Origin of the sequence: Marinomonas sp. MED121, from assembly GCF_000153025.1 — a bacterium.
Classification (GTDB): domain Bacteria; phylum Pseudomonadota; class Gammaproteobacteria; order Pseudomonadales; family Marinomonadaceae; genus Marinomonas.
Map to the genome: position 1 here is coordinate 467331 of NZ_CH672429.1, position 17371 is coordinate 484701.

At 40.2% G+C, this 17371-nt stretch carries 15 protein-coding genes; 11 read left to right on the forward strand and 4 right to left on the reverse strand.

The features are described from left to right. Positions 1 to 18: 18 nt before the first annotated feature. From MED121_RS02145 to MED121_RS02180, 7 genes are all read left to right on the forward strand, one after another. On the forward strand, positions 19 to 969 hold the full coding sequence (locus tag MED121_RS02145; protein WP_009831947.1) for an AEC family transporter: 951 nt from the start codon (positions 19 to 21) through the stop codon (positions 967 to 969). A 395-nt stretch (positions 970 to 1364) separates the two neighbouring features. Beyond that, positions 1365 to 3431, forward strand: a complete 2067-nt coding sequence (locus MED121_RS02150) for an ATP-binding protein (protein WP_009831948.1) — start codon at positions 1365 to 1367, stop codon at positions 3429 to 3431. After that, on the forward strand, positions 3428 to 4801 hold the full coding sequence (locus tag MED121_RS02155) for a sigma-54 dependent transcriptional regulator (protein WP_009831949.1): 1374 nt from the start codon (positions 3428 to 3430) through the stop codon (positions 4799 to 4801). Before MED121_RS02150 ends, MED121_RS02155 begins: the two co-directional genes overlap by 4 nt. Positions 4802 to 4909: 108 nt before the next feature. After that, a complete protein-coding gene (locus tag MED121_RS02160; protein ID WP_009831950.1) occupies positions 4910 to 5800 on the forward strand; it encodes a helix-turn-helix domain-containing protein in 891 nt (296 codons plus the stop codon). A gap of 80 nt (positions 5801 to 5880) precedes the next feature. Further along, the gene (locus MED121_RS02165; protein ID WP_009831951.1) at positions 5881 to 6420 is read left to right on the forward strand and encodes a flavodoxin; all 540 of its coding nucleotides are present in this window, start codon (positions 5881 to 5883) and stop codon (positions 6418 to 6420) included. A 299-nt stretch (positions 6421 to 6719) separates the two neighbouring features. Beyond that, the gene (locus MED121_RS02170) at positions 6720 to 7034 is read left to right on the forward strand and encodes a DUF3301 domain-containing protein (RefSeq protein WP_009831952.1); all 315 of its coding nucleotides are present in this window, start codon (positions 6720 to 6722) and stop codon (positions 7032 to 7034) included. A 424-nt stretch (positions 7035 to 7458) separates the two neighbouring features. Then, positions 7459 to 8319: a hypothetical protein gene (locus MED121_RS02180; RefSeq protein WP_009831953.1), complete on the forward strand. Its 861-nt coding sequence runs from the start codon at positions 7459 to 7461 to the stop codon at positions 8317 to 8319. On the opposite strand, the gene xni is transcribed toward MED121_RS02180, so the two are convergent. Further along, positions 8311 to 9099, reverse strand: coding sequence for a flap endonuclease Xni (gene xni, locus MED121_RS02185; protein ID WP_009831954.1), 789 nt, complete (start codon positions 9097 to 9099; stop codon positions 8311 to 8313). The genes MED121_RS02180 and xni overlap by 9 nt on opposite strands. A 156-nt stretch (positions 9100 to 9255) precedes the next feature. On the opposite strand from xni, the gene MED121_RS02190 reads away from it, so the two are divergent. Continuing rightward, complete coding sequence (locus MED121_RS02190; protein WP_009831955.1) at positions 9256 to 10515, forward strand: hypothetical protein; 1260 nt, start codon at positions 9256 to 9258, stop codon at positions 10513 to 10515. A 130-nt stretch (positions 10516 to 10645) separates the two neighbouring features. After that, a complete protein-coding gene (locus MED121_RS02195) occupies positions 10646 to 11959 on the forward strand; it encodes a TolC family outer membrane protein (RefSeq protein WP_009831956.1) in 1314 nt (437 codons plus the stop codon). Between the two features lie 86 nt (positions 11960 to 12045). Here the strand turns inward: MED121_RS02195 and MED121_RS02200 are convergent, their stop codons facing one another. Beyond that, positions 12046 to 13344 (reverse strand): M18 family aminopeptidase, encoded by a 1299-nt coding sequence (locus tag MED121_RS02200; RefSeq protein WP_009831957.1) that lies wholly within the window; start codon positions 13342 to 13344, stop codon positions 12046 to 12048. 119 nt (positions 13345 to 13463) lie between these two features. Here MED121_RS02200 and MED121_RS02205 point away from each other — a divergent pair, with 119 nt between their 5' ends. Beyond that, on the forward strand, positions 13464 to 15494 hold the full coding sequence (locus MED121_RS02205; protein WP_009831958.1) for a carboxy terminal-processing peptidase: 2031 nt from the start codon (positions 13464 to 13466) through the stop codon (positions 15492 to 15494). Positions 15495 to 15542: 48 nt separating this feature from the next. Here MED121_RS02205 and MED121_RS02210 read toward each other — a convergent pair whose 3' ends face one another. After that, entirely contained in the window at positions 15543 to 15752 is a 210-nt protein-coding gene (locus MED121_RS02210) for a DUF2788 domain-containing protein (protein WP_009831959.1), read from the reverse strand. 32 nt (positions 15753 to 15784) lie between these two features. On the opposite strand from MED121_RS02210, the gene ybfE reads away from it, so the two are divergent. Then, positions 15785 to 16117: a LexA regulated protein gene (gene ybfE, locus MED121_RS02215; protein ID WP_009831960.1), complete on the forward strand. Its 333-nt coding sequence runs from the start codon at positions 15785 to 15787 to the stop codon at positions 16115 to 16117. Between the two features lie 119 nt (positions 16118 to 16236). On the opposite strand, the gene MED121_RS24705 is transcribed toward ybfE, so the two are convergent. Further along, positions 16237 to 17310 (reverse strand): methyl-accepting chemotaxis protein, encoded by a 1074-nt coding sequence (locus MED121_RS24705; protein WP_009831961.1) that lies wholly within the window; start codon positions 17308 to 17310, stop codon positions 16237 to 16239. Positions 17311 to 17371: the final 61 nt, after the last annotated feature.

Consider the following 17371-nt stretch of genomic DNA (forward strand, 5'->3'; position numbering starts at 1 on the left):
TTACCTTAGAGACTCCCCATGGAAAGCTTTCTCTCTGTCTTAAATTTTTCAATTTCCATCACACTCCCCATATTTTTTATTCTTGCGCTTGGTGTACTGCTAAATAACCAGAAGATGATTAACGACAACTTTATTGAGGTCGCCTCTAAGCTGGTTTTTAACATTACCCTTCCCGCCTTACTATTTATCAGCATAGTTAAAACCGACTTAACTCAATCAACGGATTTTAGCTTGCCATTATTTGCCTTGAGCTGTGTCTTCATACTTTTTTTAGTATTTGAGTTTTGCAGTTCAAAAATGGTTAAAAACAAAGCGGATAGAGGCATCATAGTACAAGGGGCATTTCGTTCTAACATGGGCATTATTGGCCTAGCTTATTGTGTTAACGCCTATGGTGAAAGTGTCTTTTCGGTTGCTTCCATTTATCTTGGCAGCGTCACAGTGTTGTTTAATATCTTGTCTGTGATCACGTTAAACCGATCGCTCAATAAACAAGCAAACATAGCTAATACAATAAAAGGCATCGTTAAAAACCCCCTTATTATCAGCATTGTTTCTGCCATCATCATCTCCAGTTTAGGTATTAGCTTACCTGAAAGCCTGTTAAAAACAGGCGGCTATTTTGCCCAAATGACTTTACCCTTAGCCCTTTTATGCGCCGGTGCGACCTTAAGTTTTAGCGCTTTAAAAAACGACTTACCCCTTTCTTCTTTTGCCAGTTTAGGCAAACTCTTCATCAAACCAGCAGTGATGACAGTGGCAGGCATATTATGGGGATTTAGGGGCATGGAGCTAGGTGTCATCTTCTTAATGTCTTCAGCTCCCTCAGCCTCAGCAGGCTACATTATGGTGAGAGCGATGGGAGGCAATGCCAAACTTGCGGCAAATATTGTTGTGCTAACCACCATAGTATCCTTGTTGACTACCAGCATTGGCATCACAGTGCTGAAGTCTTATGGATTAATCTAAGGAGCCTAAGATTAGATCACCTCGTCTCAATCTGCTCTTTTTAAAATGATGGGAAAAGTATTAAACAAGGCGTCACTTTAGGCTGGAAATAGAAAATCAGTGAAGGCACCTTTTGAGAGGGGACAACCCAAGGTATTACTTTTTCTAACGTGTCGAATAGCGATTATTTAAAGACCCGAAGGACGTGGCCTAAAGGCCTATCTTTAGGTTGTGGGTCTTATCAATAGCATCACAATTAAGTTGCACCCCTCGCCATAAATCTTAATACTTTTATCCACACGCTGAGACAGAAACGCTTATTCGCAGCGTCCCTAACTAAATACTTACCTAGAGAGACGGGAAACAGCTTAGAATAGGGCTTCATCTGTTTTATTCATTTAACAAGGATAAACACCTTGAGTTTTAGTTATAAAAAGCACAAATTATTTTTTATCAGCAGCAGCCTGCTAGCAGCGAGCTTTTTCTTTGCGGTGGCCCATTTTTTTGCCAGTCAAATTTTAATGCTAAAACTTCATCAGCAAGGGCAAAACCAACTTCTCACTTATGTTGCTGATTTACGTCGAGAGTTAAATGAATACCGTCACATGCCCTACTCAGTTACAGATAATCCTGCCATTAGAGCATTTATTTCTGACCCACAACCCACTCCCTATCTACAGGGTTACTTAAAAGATATAGCCAAAGTATCAGGGACAAACGATTGGTTTATTCTCAACCAAAATGGTGAAGTGTTAACCTCTACAAATAAAAGAGGACAAGCAGTACTCACCCCTTTCTTTAGCCAAGAATATTTAGCCGAGCAACTGATTCAGCAACAGGGAGAAGCAAGTTTATTAACTGGCTATAACAAAGAACATACCCAATCCACCCAACTATTAACCGCTCCCATTTATGATTCAGGAGAGCTTTTTGGGGCTGTTGCTATCCAGATACAGTTATCTCAACTCATTGAAAGTTGGACCGTTTCGGGAGAAATTATTGCTATTACCGATAAAAAGAAAAACCTATTCTTAGCGAATGACGACTTAAATTGGTCAAGGGACAAAAAGAGTCTTCAATCAGCACTTAGATACCCCTTAATTGAAGGGACAAACACCTACCAACTCACCATTGAAAACAAAGACTACATGCTTCACAGCGTTATTTTGGATGATTTAGAGTGGCAGCTTATCTACTTATCGCCCATGGAAGGCAGCAAGCAAACCTCCAATTATATCGCCTTTGTAAGCCTTATGATTGGCTCATTATTGATAGTATTTGCCCTCTATCGTAATGAGAGAGCACTCAAAATCGCCTCCAAAATAGAGAACGAACAATTATTAGAACAAAATGAACAAAGACAAAAAGCCTTGATTGAAAAAACCCATGTGGGGTTAATTCAATTAGATAAGCTTGGCAGAATTCTCTTTATCAACCCAACAGGTCAAGCTTACTTTAGACACCAACCCGAATTGATTGGCCAGCATGTTAGCCAATTACTAGCAGCAGATGAAAAAATACCAAATGGCTATCAACAACCAAGCTTAACAGCAGAAGATTTTAATCATCCTCTTAAATTCAAAGAGCAAGAGGCTTGGCTCAAGCGAGAGAGCCAAGCGATATTCCCCGCTCTCATTTCAATTTCCCCCATCAACTGGGGGCACTCAAGCGGCTCACTCGTCACCTTAATAGATATTTCAAAACGAAAAAAAGCTGAACAAGATTTAATATTGGTTAACAATAACCTTGAAAGCCGTGTTGAGGCCCGCAGTAATGAGCTAAAAGCCGCACAAAAAGAGCTATTAAGAGCAGAGAAACTTGCCACCATAGGTCAAATGTCGACTGCGGTAGCCCATGAGCTTAATCAACCGTTAACCGGCCTTAGAACCTTGGTTTACACTGCGGAGCTTTTGCTAAATCGCAATCAAATAAAAGAGACAAAATCGACCCTAAATCAAGTAGAAAGCATGATAGGTCGTATGCATAAACTCACCAGCGAACTCAAGGTCATTGCTTACCAAAGGCCGGAGCAATTGACTCAAACAAAATTGGATGACTGTATTGATAAAGCCCTAGTCAGCTTAGGGACTAAGGCAAGTGGTTTATCGCTTAATATTGAATTGGCAGAAAACAATGTCCTGGCAGAAGCAACGCGACTAGAACGGATTTTTGCTAATTTAATCAGCAATTCATTAGATGCATGTGATGAGCACAAAATCGCGCCCGAAATACGGTTTACCAGTGAACGTATAAATAATAACGTTCAGATCCGTATACATGATAATGGCCCTGGCGTAGAGCCAGAAGCCATTGCTCACTTATTTGAGCCTTTTTATACCAGTAAAAGTATTGGTAAAGGTTTAGGCCTGGGTTTAGCGATCAGCGCAAACCTAGCAAAAGACATGCAAGGCATATTAACTGTCGAGCAAGGGATACCATCAGGCCTGATTTTCACTTTAACCTTGGAGCACAGTTCACTTTGAATTCGATAACCCAAAAAGCCACCCTATTATTGGTCGATGATGAGCCCCTCGTAAGGGAAACAACGGCTCAATGGTTACGTTTATCTGATTATGAAGTAGAAGAGTTTGATAATGCTCAAACCTTACTCAATCGTTTTGAAGCTAACGATAATGTGATTGTCATCAGTGATATTCGAATGCAACCACTGGATGGCTTAGGTTTGATGTCTCAACTGCTGCAGCTTGCCCCAAAGCTTCCTGTCATCTTAATTACCGGACACGGGGATATTGATATGGCAGTAAAAGCCTTACGAGATGGGGCTTTCGACTTTCTAGAAAAACCTTTTGACCCCAATCGATTACTTGAAACAGTCAATAAAGCATCCGCTCAACGCCAATTAGACGAACAACATAAACAGCAACAAGATTATCTGGCTAATGTAAAAGGTATTGAAGAATTAATACTGGGTAAAAGCGTTGAAATTCAAGCCATTAGAGAGCAAATCAAAACCTTTGCCCAAATTGATACGAACGTCATCATTTATGGGGATACGGGTTGTGGTAAAGAACTCGTCGCCCAAGCATTACACGAACATAGCCATAGACAAAGCGAACCCTTTATTGCAATTAACTGCGCCGCCATTCCAGCTGACTTATTTGAAAGTGAGCTCTTTGGCCATGAAGCCGGTGCCTTTACTAGCGCGCAAAAACAACGCATAGGTAAATTAGAACTCGCCAGTGGTGGCAGTTTATTTCTTGATGAAATCGAAAGCATGCCTTTAGCCATGCAAATCAAGCTATTAAGAGTGCTACAAGAAAATACCTTAGAGCGGGTTGGTGGGAATAAATCGATTAAAGTTGACCTAAGAGTACTCGCGGCGGCTAAAGGCAATTTACAAACCCAGGAAGCCTTTCGTCAAGATCTATTTTTTAGGCTCAATGTTTCCCAAGTACATTTGCCGCCACTCTGTGAACGAGGGGATGATATCCCGTTATTGTTCGAACATTTTTGCCAACAAGCCTGTCATGAAAAAGGCGTTACCTTTCGCCAATTAAGCCCAATGGACCATGAAACCCTCATGTTATATGGCTGGCCTGGAAATGTGCGTGAGCTTCGTAATGTGGCACTACGCTATGCCCTAGAAGCCAACAGTACAGTAGCCAAAATTTTAAGTGGTTATCAAGCCCAGAGCTCTCACGTTAACCTTTCACCTCTTCCATTAAGTGTCAAAGTTCAAGAGTATGAAAGAAGCCTAATTGATCAAACCCTAAAAGATTGTAAAGGCAATATTCAGCAGGCGTTAGACTCACTCCAGTTACCTAGGCGAACTTTAAATCAGAAGATGCAGCGCTATGGTTTAAACCGAAGTGACTACCTAGATGAAGGCTAATTTAACTTAAATCAAAGTATTTGATTATTTTTAATGAGAATGACTTGCATTTGCATTTATTTGATATTATAAATAGTAATCATTATCAAATACAAAAGGTTTAGGGCAATGCGAATCGGCATTAATGATTTATATAACCAAGAAGGACAAGTGAGTAGCCACTTGTCTCATGCTTTTTCAGGTTATAAACAAACACATCAACTAATGTCAGGTTTAAGCATCACTCAACAAGAAATAGGGTGTTCAGAAGACACCTTATTTTTTGAAGAAGCCAAGGCGGGAGTGTACTTCTCCCTGTTGGGTAATAAATCGGTATTCTCTCCTACCGATTTTGACTCTCTACAAGTCTCATGTTTTGATAATGACGTCGCCGGTGAATTCGAAGTAAAAGCAGGTGAATTACGTAGTTTAATTCAAATTCATTTTGAACCTGAACTTCTGGCAAATGCATTAAACGAAGTGCCAGAGACTTTAATGGTCTTTTTTAAAACCTTAATCCATAAGATTGCCCCTACAAAAAATGTGGTTTGTTTGCCAATTACAGAAAGAAATCTGACAAATGTTGGTTTATTAATGGCAGCAAATGAACAAAGACAGCTCAGTTTAGTGGGTCAGGTCTATGCTTTTGCATTTTTAGCCCTAGAACAGATGCAAACCTTGTCTCACATGTTGTCCTGCAATGATTGCCAAAGTAAACTATTCAATGTGCAAAATCTGCTTGAAGCAGATATTGGCATTACGAAAGAACTTACTGAGTTTGCAAACCAAGCAGGTTTAAATGCAGATGCGTTAGAATTGGGCTTTTATCATCTTGTTGGTCAAACGGTTTCACAATATCAAGACCAATTTAGATTGAAACGTGCCGCGGCTATGTTACGTACAGACCACTATTCACGTTCTGAAATTGTCGCTAAAACCGGTTTTTCTGAAGACCAGTTTGAAGCTATGTTTATTAGACAATTTGGCGTACCTACAAATCAGTATGGTCAAGTACATTAAGTTCTTTGGATCATTTCTAGAACGCGTTTTTAGAACCCTTTTATGGCCCACGATTTGGCCGAATAGTTAGGAGAGTTAAAGTGTCACCTGATACACCAATTGCCATTGTTTATGGAACCGATACGAATAACACTGAAGAAATTGCTCATAAAATTGCAAAACAATGGACAGAGCTTGGACATACAACCGAAATTTTTAATATCAGCGACATTGATGCTGACACATTAGCGCAATATGAATTCTTGATTCTAGGTATTCCTACTTGGGACTTTGGCGGCATTCAGTCAGACTGGGAAGACATAGGAGACGATCTTGCAGCACTAAACCTAAAAGGCAAATTGATTGCACTTTATGGTTTAGGTGACCAATTTGGTTACGGTGACTACTTTGTCGACGCTATGGGCTGGATATACGAGCACCTTCAAAACTCAGGTGCAACCTTTATTGGTTCTTGGTCTACTGAAGGATATGACTTCACAGCGTCAAGAGCATGTATTGAATCTAAAGATCAATTTATCGGTTTGGCAATCGATGAAGATCAACAATTTGAACTCACTGACGAACGTGTTGAGCAGTGGGTCATCCAACTTTACGCTGAAATGATGGCTGAAGCTGAATAGAAGACCTATGACTGGCGCATTGATAATGCACTGAGGCAAAACGACTCATAATTTGGAACTCCACTCATTCGCTGCCCCGAATGACCAAATTCGCCTTATATCAATGTTGGTCTTTATTGAGTCCATCATACAAGTGTGAAGCACGCAGGCAACCTAAACTCTCCTGCCAGGTTGTCTGCGTTTTATTTCTTTGAACAAGATGTTAATTATGAAAATAGCATGACTTTTCAATAAACAGCTTACTTCTTCCCTTTATTTATCATAACCTTAAGTGATTAAAACTATTTAATTGCAGATTTATGAACTTTACACTATCCGATCTTATTATTTTCTTTGCCTTAGGGTTTTTCGTTTATCTTTGGTGGCTTGGCAAAGCCGTAAAAGAAAGAGCCATTCCTCAAGTGAAGCAACACTGTAAGAAGTTCAATGTACAGTTACTTGACGACACCATTTCCCAAGAAAAGACACGCATTGTCTGGCACAGGGGACAAATTAAAATAAAGCGTCATTTTACTTTCGAATTTACCTCAACCGGTGAAGCGAGATACCAAGGTAATATTTGCTTTATTAATCAGAAGCTTGAAAATATAAACCTAGATCCGCACCATTTTTAAGAAAGTGAAAACCTTTTAGCTGTGTTTAACGGCACCATTAAGCAGCCGCCTCTTTCATTTTTCCGCACCTATTTTGCTCAACACTCACTGTTTTTACGTTTGAAAAAACAAATTTGAAATATTTTTTCTTATAATTCAGTAGCTTACAGACCATAAAATCACTTCTCTAAACTGGTATAAGAATTGCTATTCCAGTAAGCCTAAGTTGTTTTCGTAAAGCTTCACGCTCTAAAAATCGATACTCTTTAGAAAGAGTGTTTTTGTAATTTACGCCACCCTCCCTAAAAAGTAGCTGTTTCACAACACTATGATGAAAATGCAGCGACCTAGGCAAAAGTAACCAGGGCAAATCCACTAAGAAAAAAGCCATCCAGTAAGATATCCACTTGTTATTGTGACTTAGCAAGTTAATAAGGAAGAATACATGCTCTCGAGCCTGACACTATTTGCTCTATTTATTTTTATACTAAGCCTGCTAGCCATTTACCGTTTTTATCATGCTCGTAAACAAGCCAAGGAAAGAAGCCTTAGGGGAATTACAGCCGTAACAAGACTGATCGAAATTATTAAACTAACCCAAGAGCACAGGGCCTTATATGTAGAGCACCTCAAGGGACAAGATCTAGCAAAAAATCAACTTGAGGCGATAGAAAAGCAAATAAATCAGCGTTATCTAGTGTTAATAGGCAAAGGAAAAGATCTTGATAAAACCCTTAAGCGCTTCGCTCAAAAGTCCCAAAGAATTTGGGGGAATATCTTGCAAAACCCCAGTCGAGATATCAATAAAAGCTTTCACACACATTCAAGTTTGATTCAGCGGTTATTAGACTGCTTGTGGGACATTGCTGATGATTACTCTTTAACGACTCATACAGACCACAACATACAATCCTTAGCCAACGACTTAGTTAGAACCTTGCCAAAGTTAACAGAAGCCATAGGGCAAGTACGCGCCATTGCATTACAGATTACCCATAGTAAATACTGCTCTTCAGATAAAAAGTTATTACTTTTATTTACCTTAAGCAAAATTCAACGTGACTTATCCCAGGTTCAACCTAAGTTGCAAAAGCAGCATTATAATAAGCTAACGAGCTTTATTGAGGAGATAACTAAATCGGTGGAAGATCAGGCACTCAGTGACCGTAACCCTGATACTTTTTTTAATGAAGCGGGCTCTCATATCGATATCATTTTCAATAACATTCAAACAGGACTGAACGAATTAAAAACTCAGGTAATATTGCAGCCAAAGCAAAGAAAGAGAGCACAGCCATCAACTTGATTGTTTCAGGTATTTGAATTGAGATAGCTTAACACCAATTTCAACATCGGTTTTGAGCAAAGCTAGCGAACGACTTAATTGGCACTGCTCTAACCCCCCTTCAAGCATTTGCCTCATCTTAGGGTCAAAAGCCTCTAAATTTTGATAAATGGACTCTACCGTATTTGCTTGAGATAAAACTTTAACCGCCGTTTTAGGCCCTATTCCTTTAATACCAGGAATCTTGTTTGTGATATCACCAACTAGGGCCCAATAGTCACCTAATTGTGTTGCGGGTACCCCATACTTTTCATTCACCCATTCTTTGTCATACCCTAATTTTGCAAAATAGTCGTATTGCAAAATACATTCGTTATCCAATAACTGAGTAAACCCTTTGTCAGTTGAAATGATGTATGACTTTACATCCTTTTGAGCCGCTTTAACCGCAAGAGTGGCAATCAAATCATCAGCTTCCCAACCCGATAAGCGCAAAGCCGGCACTCGATTGAAACGAAAAAGTTTCGCAAATTCAGGCATAGATTGAAGTAAGGCATCATCCATAGGAATGCGGCCTAATTTATATTCAGGAAATACCTTGTGACGCCACGTTTGGCCATTTGAATCAAAAACCACCACAGCAAAATCCGGCTCAAACTGGTGAAGTAAGCGACTTAAAGCATCAAGACTGGTGCTTTGGGTACGTTCAATGCGCCTGACAGGATCAGACTCCTTTTCTAAAGCCGCATACAAACGCCTAATTAAATTAAGCCCATCAATAATTAAAAAACGTTTTTGCACACACAGCCCTTTTCGCTTTATTCATTAAGTTAACTTTTTTAAACCTTAACTTTGTTATTTAAAATTTATAACAAATCATTTTGTAATAGCACTAAACTCCCTAGGCATAACCCTTTAAGATGGTGTTATCTCATTTGATCCAGATAAGGAAATACCATGCGATCTTTACGCTTTTCATTACCACTCTTATTGGTCATCCCCTTTGCGACCGAAGTTGCGGCACAAAATACATTAAAAGCTGTCATTGGATTAAATAGCAGCCAGTTTATCGAAACACTCAACCAAAACCCTGAGCTTTCTCTGACACCTATAGAAGGCAGTATAATACCACTCATTAACGCCCAGCCGATAGAAATCAGTCGCAAGATTGATACTCAAAAAAACTGGCAAGCTTATATTAATCAGACAGTTAAAATCATTCATCGTCAAAATCAGCTTAGCTATCAAGGTCGCCTACTTAGTAGTAATTATGAACTCTTTGAGATCCTAGTGGATGGCCAGCGTATGCAACTTAATATGATGGATTATAATTTGCTAGTGCCTTACAAAGGTGAAAGTTTAAAACCTCGCTTTTCGATTAACGATGCCCTTGCTTATCAGACCTATGACATACATTGGCAACCTCAACTCAGTATTTTTTTAAGCGATGAACATGCCGTCTTAAAACAAAATGCTCTGATTAAAAACGATGCCTTTCACGAGATATTATTAGCGCACCCTATTTTACAACTTAAGCAACATCAAGCGCCGCCTTCCCCCATGGAAAAAATGAGCTTAACTCGCTCTGCATCCATGCTCAGTGACTCAGCTCCGGTAGAGTACATGAATAACGAGATAACCGTACCAACCGACAAAGATATCCTATTAAAAGCCAGACAAACTCTACTGTTCCCTTTCAAAGAGCAAAAACTTGAAATTTTAGACTCTCGCTCAAGTGCAGATATTTACCCAAATCCAAGAGCTAGCGCTAAACAGAATATTCAGCTTGAGCAAGTGTCTGACCTTATCCTAGAACAAGATGCAATGCCGGGCAGTTACCGCACTTACTGGCAACATAAAGACTATTTATTACCTGCTGGCACAACCCAGCTAAGTCATTTACGTAAGGGCAATAAAGTAAGTTTAAAAATCAATCAAAATCAGGATGTTAAAGCATCATATTCACTGGTTTCAGCAAACTCGTTTAAATTCCCTTCAACCCAAGTTTGGCAACTCAGCTTACATAACCTGTCAAATAAAAATCAGACGATTGAAGTCTTTCATAACACCAATGGCTTGCTAGAAAGCCTGATGCTTAAAGAGACGGATTCACTCGCGAATCTCAGTAAAATATCTGCTAACAAACTCAAGCTTTCTTACCAACTTGTGGCAAATGAAAAAATCGATATCCCTTATGAAATAAGGCTCACAAACTAAGCGGCATCAAATTATAGGTAGAAAACATAGTTACATATCTAATTAGGCATATCTGATATTCCCCTCTACCAAGTGAAAGGGGATAGTAATCTCAGTATGATATCGACAAATTTAAAAGCAGAAGAATTTCATGAAAAAGACAATCATCGCCTCTTTAATTACCTTGGCTACGGCTTCTAGTATGAGCGCCCATGCTGAAAACTTATTAGATGTTTATAGACTTGCAAAGCAAAATGACCCTGGGCTTCGCTCTGCGGCTGCCACCTATAACTCTCAAAAAGAAGAAGTTACCATCACCAAGGGCAACCTTTTTCCTGATATCGCCTTTGATGCTGATCTTGGTTATACCGACACTGATGCGGATTATGGTGACTCAGATAACAATACTAACTCCCTAAAAGTCAGTCTTGATTATCCGATCTACTCTCCTGCCCTTGGCTATGCTGTCGATGCCGTCGAAATCAACTATGAAAGCTCTGGCGTTGATTATGACAATACAGAAGAAGATTTAAGCTTTGAAAGTATTTCTGCCTACTTTGACCTATTAACCCAGATGTCGAACTTGAATACGGCAAAATCGCAAGCGAAAGCAACAGCAAGTCAACTAGACCAGGTGAAAAAGCAATATGAAGTGGGCCAGGTCGCTATTACTGACCTACATACCGCTCAGGCTGAGTATGACTCCAATATCGTAGATATCATCAGCGCCGAAGCGGATATGATTAATGCACAAGAAACCTTACGCCAGTTAACCGGCAAACTCATTACTGATGTGCCAGATTTGTCTAAAGATTACCCTATCATTATGCCAATTGGTAAAACCGCCACTAACTATGTGGATCTGGCTAAAAGACAAAACAAAGACATTAAAAGTCTAATGCTGGCGAACGAATACGCTCAAACTAACATTGAGATTCAAAAATCCAATGGCCGTGTACCAACCGTCACTGTCTCTGGCAGCCTGACTCGCAGCGACAGCGACACCTCTCCGACTGCCAGCTCTGATGGCGAAGCTTTAGCCGCTTACATTGGCGTAAACGTGAGCATCCCGCTTTATCAAGGTGGCGCCATTGATGCTACGGTAAAGCAGTCTGTGTATGATGCGGTTGCTGCTGAAGAGAACTTAGAAGATGGTATCCAAACCACTGAGCTTGCGGTGAGATCCCTTTACCGTGATCTTAAAACCTCTGTCGCTCAAATTGCCGCGCAAAAGCAATTGATTATCTCCAACACCAGCTCATTAGAAGCCACGCAAGCAGGCTATGATGTCGGCACACGTAACATTGTTGAGTTGTTAGATGCTCAGTCTGACCTCTACGACTCACAAGGCACATTAGAACAACTAAGATACAGCTTTGCCGTGAAGCAAATGTCATTATTGGAATACACAGGTGAACTCACAGAAGAAAAAATCAGTGAGCTAAACTCTTGGCTTACTTACTAATCTTTTTCATAAAAAAAGCTTAACATCAAAAAGGGCGCTATTAGCGCCCTTTTTAGTTTTTCTACTACTGAGATTGATACTGAATATTATTCGCTAATCAAGGTTTCAAGCTTCAAAAAACGATTTAGTACTCGATAAAGACCAATCGCATCTTGGCTACCCGCAAGCTCCCTAATAGAGTGCATACCAAAAGTGGGTAAACCAATATCCAGTGTTGGCACGCCAACCTCACCAGAGGTAATAGGCCCTATGGTACTACCACAGGCCATATCACTTCGAACCACGAAGGTTTGGACCTGATAGCCCTCTGCCTCAGCCAACTTCTTATAGACAGCTGAGGTTTCACTATTGGTCGCATACCTTTGGTTAGAGTTAACCTTGATAACTGCACCAGAGTTAATTAGCGGAGCATGTAGCTTATCATGCTTAGCGGCATAGTTAGGATGTAAAGCATGGGCATTATCAGCAGAAATCATCATAGAACGATTCATACTTTGAACATAATGGGCAGGGTCAGGCGAAATACGACGTAAAACATCTTCCAAGAAAGGGCCATTAGCGCCGCAAGCAGAAAGGCTACCTATCTCTTCATGGTCGGTGCAAATAAGTAAGCTTGGCCTTTCATCGCCCGCTTCTAAAAGGCTAGATAAGCCAACAAAGCAGCTCAATAAATTATCTAATCGAGCAGAGCAGATAAACTCTTTCTTTAATCCCACTAAAGCAGGCGCTTGGTGATCATATAGGCTAAGTTCAAAATCCAAGATTGCCTTTACTTCAAGCTCTGGATGTTCTTTTTCTAGTTGGGCCTGTATACAAGCCTCTAACTCAAATTGATCATCACCCATACCTAAAATAGGTAACAGCTCTTCTTGAGGGTTCACACTAAAACCATCGGTTACACCACGATTTAGGTGAATAGCCAGATTAGGAATGGTGGCAATGGGGTCTTTAAAATCAATCAAGCGGCTATGAATATCTCCGTTTGTTTGGCTAAAGCTTACTCGTCCAGCTAGGGATAAATCCCTGTCTAGCCAAGTGTGGCGTAATACCCCACCATAGACTTCAACACCTAATTGATCATATCCATAACGCTTAACATGTGCATTAGGCTTAAGCTTCAAACATGGGCTATCAGTATGCGCCCCAACCATACGCCAACCAGTTTGGTGGACATCTAACCTTGGCGTCGTAAAAGCAATAATTGAAGAAGCATTACGACAAACAAAGTAACGTCCTCCTGCTTGAAGATTCCAATCTTGATTTTCTTTAAGTTCGGTAAAACCTTTTTCTTCTAGTGCTGTCTTCATACTTGATGTTGCATGAAACGGAGTAGGCGATGCCTTCAAGAAAGAGAGTAAAGAGGTATTAAAAGATTGATTTTCCATAACTTCCTTTGTACATATTTAAGTAAATATTTCACAGATTTTTGTAGATTAGCTGGTCATACTCGAATGAGTCTAATATGATTTCAACATGCGCCAGACTCAACTTTAAAGAGACAAATATGCCGAGAAAATATAAACGACTATTGTTAAGCCTTCTCACCGGATGTGCATTAGCTTCACCTTCACTTCAGGCTTTTAATGAACTTAAGCCACCAGCTGAATATAAAAAAGTGTCCATTCAGTTAGTCGAAATGTTGGAGGGCATCCACTATAACAAAACTCAAGTGGATGATCGAATTTCCAGTCTCGCCTTTGATGCCTTTATAGATTCATTAGACCCAAGCAAAAGTTTCTTTCTAGCAGACGATATTAAAGAGTTTGAACAATACCGTTATCGCTTTGACGATGCGATTACATCTGGCGATGTCTCCTTGGCCTATACCATCTATAACCTTTACTCTGAGCGTGTGGAAGATAGGCTAAATAAAGTACTTAATGATATGCCTAGCATGATTGAGAGCTTTGACTTTGAAAAAGAAGAAACCTTCAATGCAGATCCAGACCAAGCAAAATGGGCCCAAACAGAAGCAGAGCTCCGTGACACTTGGCGCAAGCGCATAAAAAACCGCGCCCTGACGTTAAGGCTGAATAGTCAAGAAGAAGAAAGTATTGAAACCTCACTAAGTCGTCGCTATACCAATCAGCTGCATCAGATTGAACAAACCAATTCAGTCGATGTTTATCAAATTTTCGCGAATGCCATTACCGAAGCGTTCGACCCTCACACTAGCTATTTTGCTCCTCGAGCATCAGAAACGTTCAGCATCAATATGAGCCTATCCTTAGAAGGTATTGGTGCGGTACTCCAGCAAGAAGATGAATATACACAAGTTGTTCGTTTAGTTCCTGCAGGCCCAGCAGATAATCAAGGTGAGCTTAAACCAAACGATAAAATCGTTGCTGTTGGCCAAGAAGGCAAAGAAATGATTGATGTGGTGGGCATGCGCCTTGACGATGTAGTCGATATGATTCGTGGTGAAAGAGATACCAAGGTGAGATTGGAAATCAAGCCATCGAATAATGACGCTCAAGGCAACAAAATTATCACTATCGTCAGAAAAAAAGTAAAACTTGAAGATCAATCTGCAAAAAAAGAAGTGGTTGAAGTCGAGCGTAATGGCGAAATTTACAAAGTAGGTGTGATTCAGCTACCTACTTTTTATTCTGACTTTGCCGCCATAAAAGCAGGCGATAGAAATTATAAAAGCTCAACCAGAGATACTAAAAATTTAATTGAAGAACTACGCCAAGAAGGTATCGACGCCTTGATACTTGACCTTAGAAACAATGGTGGTGGATCGCTTCAAGAAGCCAATGCACTTACGGGTCTCTTTATCCCAGCAGGTCCTGTCGTTCAAATTCGCGATTCAGCCGGTCGTGTGAGCATTTTAGGAGACCAGGATAGAAGCGTCACCTATAGCGGCCCTATGGCAGTGCTTATCAATAGAATGAGTGCATCTGCCTCTGAGATCGTAGCAGGTGCCATTCAGGACTATGGTCGCGGTCTTATATTAGGCGGACAATCTTTTGGTAAAGGGACAGTTCAAATCCTACAAGATCTTGATCAAGGTAAGTTAAAAATCACCCAATCTAAATTCTATCGTGTCTCCGGTGAAAGCACCCAACATAAAGGTGTGATGCCTGATATTAGCTTCCCTTCTATGCTAGATGAAAACAGCGTCGGTGAAAGCGCATTAGACAACCCACTTGCTTGGGATAAGATTTTAGAAACCCGTTACCCTGTTTACTGGGATATTCCTAATTTCTTACCAGAACTGGATGAACGTCATCAAAAGCGTATGGATCAAGATCCTAACTTTATCGCATTAAATGAACAGCTTGAGCAGATCAGAGAACAATCAGATCGCTTCAGCGCTATTTCATTGAATGAAAATGACCGTATTAAACAAAGGGAAGAAAGCGAAGAAACACAATTAAATCGTGAAAATACTCGACGTGAAGCCCTTGGTTTAGAGCTCATCACTTCACTAGATGATATTAATGATGAAGAAGCTGAAGATATTTATTCTCAAGAAGCCTCAGAAATTCTTCTGGACTTTATTGGCATGAATCAACGTCAGCAACAATAAATGAATTTGGGGTATGACATGAGTGTGTCATGCCCCAAAACGTAAGCCTTACAGCTTTACTCCTAAAATCAGCTCAACAATAAAGCCTTTCATAACAAAGCCGAACACACCTAATCCTAACCCGCCTAAAATCACGAAAGTTCCAAGCTTTCCGGCATTGGATTTACGTGCTAAATCGACCATAATAAAGCCCATAAAAAGCACGATACCAGTTACGCAAACTGTTAACATAATGGATTCTATTTCTTCAATTTCCATAACAATCTAACGACCTCAGATAGTTTATTCAAATGGCAAAATCTTCTTCAGATCGCAATACTATAGATTTATTCTCAAAAACACGAGGCCGACCGAAAACTCGCCCTCTTACACGAAAAGATCAATTAAAAACAAACAAACGAAATCAACGACTTAAAGATAAAAAGGAAGGGCTTAAAAGGGTAGAAATTATTCTCGATACTGAGACACTAGAAAAATTAGACCAGCTATGTGAACTTGATAGCCAAAAACGGGCCGATTGGATTAGTGAACAGATTGCCTTGGCGCATGCAAAACCAAAGACAAAGAAACGCCTTAAAGTAATTGAGGCAAATAATAATGAAGAGCCCAGAGTAAAAAATTAAGAAGTCATGAGCTAGAGCGAATAAGCCGCAACCAATAAATCACAGCGAATAAGCCCCAGCGAGCAGAGAACGACTAAATAGACCCACTTAGGAAAGTGGGTCTATTAAAGAGGTCATTATTAAGCCTCTAGTTGAGTCAACAAGCCAATAACACGACGGCTTGTATCTTCCATTTTAGCCAAGCTTTCGATGCCCTTATCTAGTTCGCCATTTTGCTTAGCGGTAATCGCATCAACCCCATACTGATGAAAATCCGCATGGACTTCACCCAGCTGCTTAAAAGCATGATTAGAAGCAAACAAAGCGTGTCCTTCCCCTTGATACCATTGACCTAAACGACATTGCGTATGGTCTGTAATCTCATGGGAAGATAAGCTTGTTTTGTCAACAAAAGCACTGTGGATATTTGATTTCCAAACCAGGTGATCCATTTTTGCGGTTTGCAACATGCAGTGAATACTTTGGGTATTAATGGTTTTCTGTGTGCCTAAAGCCGTATCAAAGACTGTTTTAACACCTTTAAAGGTTTCATCTGTACTTTCGACGAGTTTATTACAACCTGTCACAACCAAGTTAATATGGCTGTCTGCAATACCAGTATTACGCTCTATCGATTCGACCAATTGGGCTATTTCAGAACTCGCGTCACCTGCTTTTTGTGCCAAAGAACGAACTTCATCTGCCACCACGGCAAAACCACGCCCTTGCTCACCCGCTCGGGCGGCCTCAATCGCAGCATTCAAAGCAAGTAAGTTTGTTTGCTCAGAAATACCACTGATAATACCAACAAATTGGGTAATGTTACTGGCCAGTGTTTTTAATTCAGTAACACTTTCATTACTCTCACGAGCACCATCTTGAATACGCTTGATTTCAGCTTCAAGGGTTTTCATCGCCTCATTGCTTTTTTGCGCCAACTCACTAAAGTCAGCCAGATTATCTTTCTCTTGAGTTAAATCTGACAAACTAACCGCTAAAGATTCACGCATAGTATCAAAAGGAGACATGGCTTCTAGATACATGGTCTCTAATGGTGAGGCCTTGTCATGGGCTTTAAGGCCTTCTAATTCAGCTAAAGTTTGCTGATATTTACCTTGTAACTGATCAAGTTCTGTCGACAAACCTGTGCAATCTAGTTGAATAGATTCCAGCTTTGTTTCTAATTCAGCAACTTGTTTCGCTTTTCCCCACATATAATCCCCTATCCTCATGTATTTGTTATACTCTGCAACCAAACTAAACTAACACTTTGAT

Excerpts from the sequence above, each read along its gene's own strand:
- MED121_RS02190 (WP_009831955.1), top strand. The coding sequence starts at position 9,256 with ATGCGATCTTTACGCTTTTCATTACCACTCTTATTGGTCATCCCCTTT.
- MED121_RS24705 (WP_009831961.1), bottom strand. The coding sequence starts at position 17,310 with ATGTGGGGAAAAGCGAAACAAGTTGCTGAATTAGAAACAAAGCTGGAA.
- MED121_RS02160 (WP_009831950.1), top strand. The coding sequence starts at position 4,910 with ATGCGAATCGGCATTAATGATTTATATAACCAAGAAGGACAAGTGAGT.
- ybfE (WP_009831960.1), top strand. The coding sequence starts at position 15,785 with ATGGCAAAATCTTCTTCAGATCGCAATACTATAGATTTATTCTCAAAA.
- MED121_RS02205 (WP_009831958.1), top strand. The coding sequence starts at position 13,464 with ATGCCGAGAAAATATAAACGACTATTGTTAAGCCTTCTCACCGGATGT.
- MED121_RS02170 (WP_009831952.1), top strand. The coding sequence starts at position 6,720 with ATGAACTTTACACTATCCGATCTTATTATTTTCTTTGCCTTAGGGTTT.
- MED121_RS02145 (WP_009831947.1), top strand. The coding sequence starts at position 19 with ATGGAAAGCTTTCTCTCTGTCTTAAATTTTTCAATTTCCATCACACTC.
- MED121_RS02210 (WP_009831959.1), bottom strand. The coding sequence starts at position 15,752 with ATGGAAATTGAAGAAATAGAATCCATTATGTTAACAGTTTGCGTAACT.
- MED121_RS02200 (WP_009831957.1), bottom strand. The coding sequence starts at position 13,344 with ATGGAAAATCAATCTTTTAATACCTCTTTACTCTCTTTCTTGAAGGCA.
- MED121_RS02180 (WP_009831953.1), top strand. The coding sequence starts at position 7,459 with ATGCTCTCGAGCCTGACACTATTTGCTCTATTTATTTTTATACTAAGC.
- MED121_RS02195 (WP_009831956.1), top strand. The coding sequence starts at position 10,646 with ATGAAAAAGACAATCATCGCCTCTTTAATTACCTTGGCTACGGCTTCT.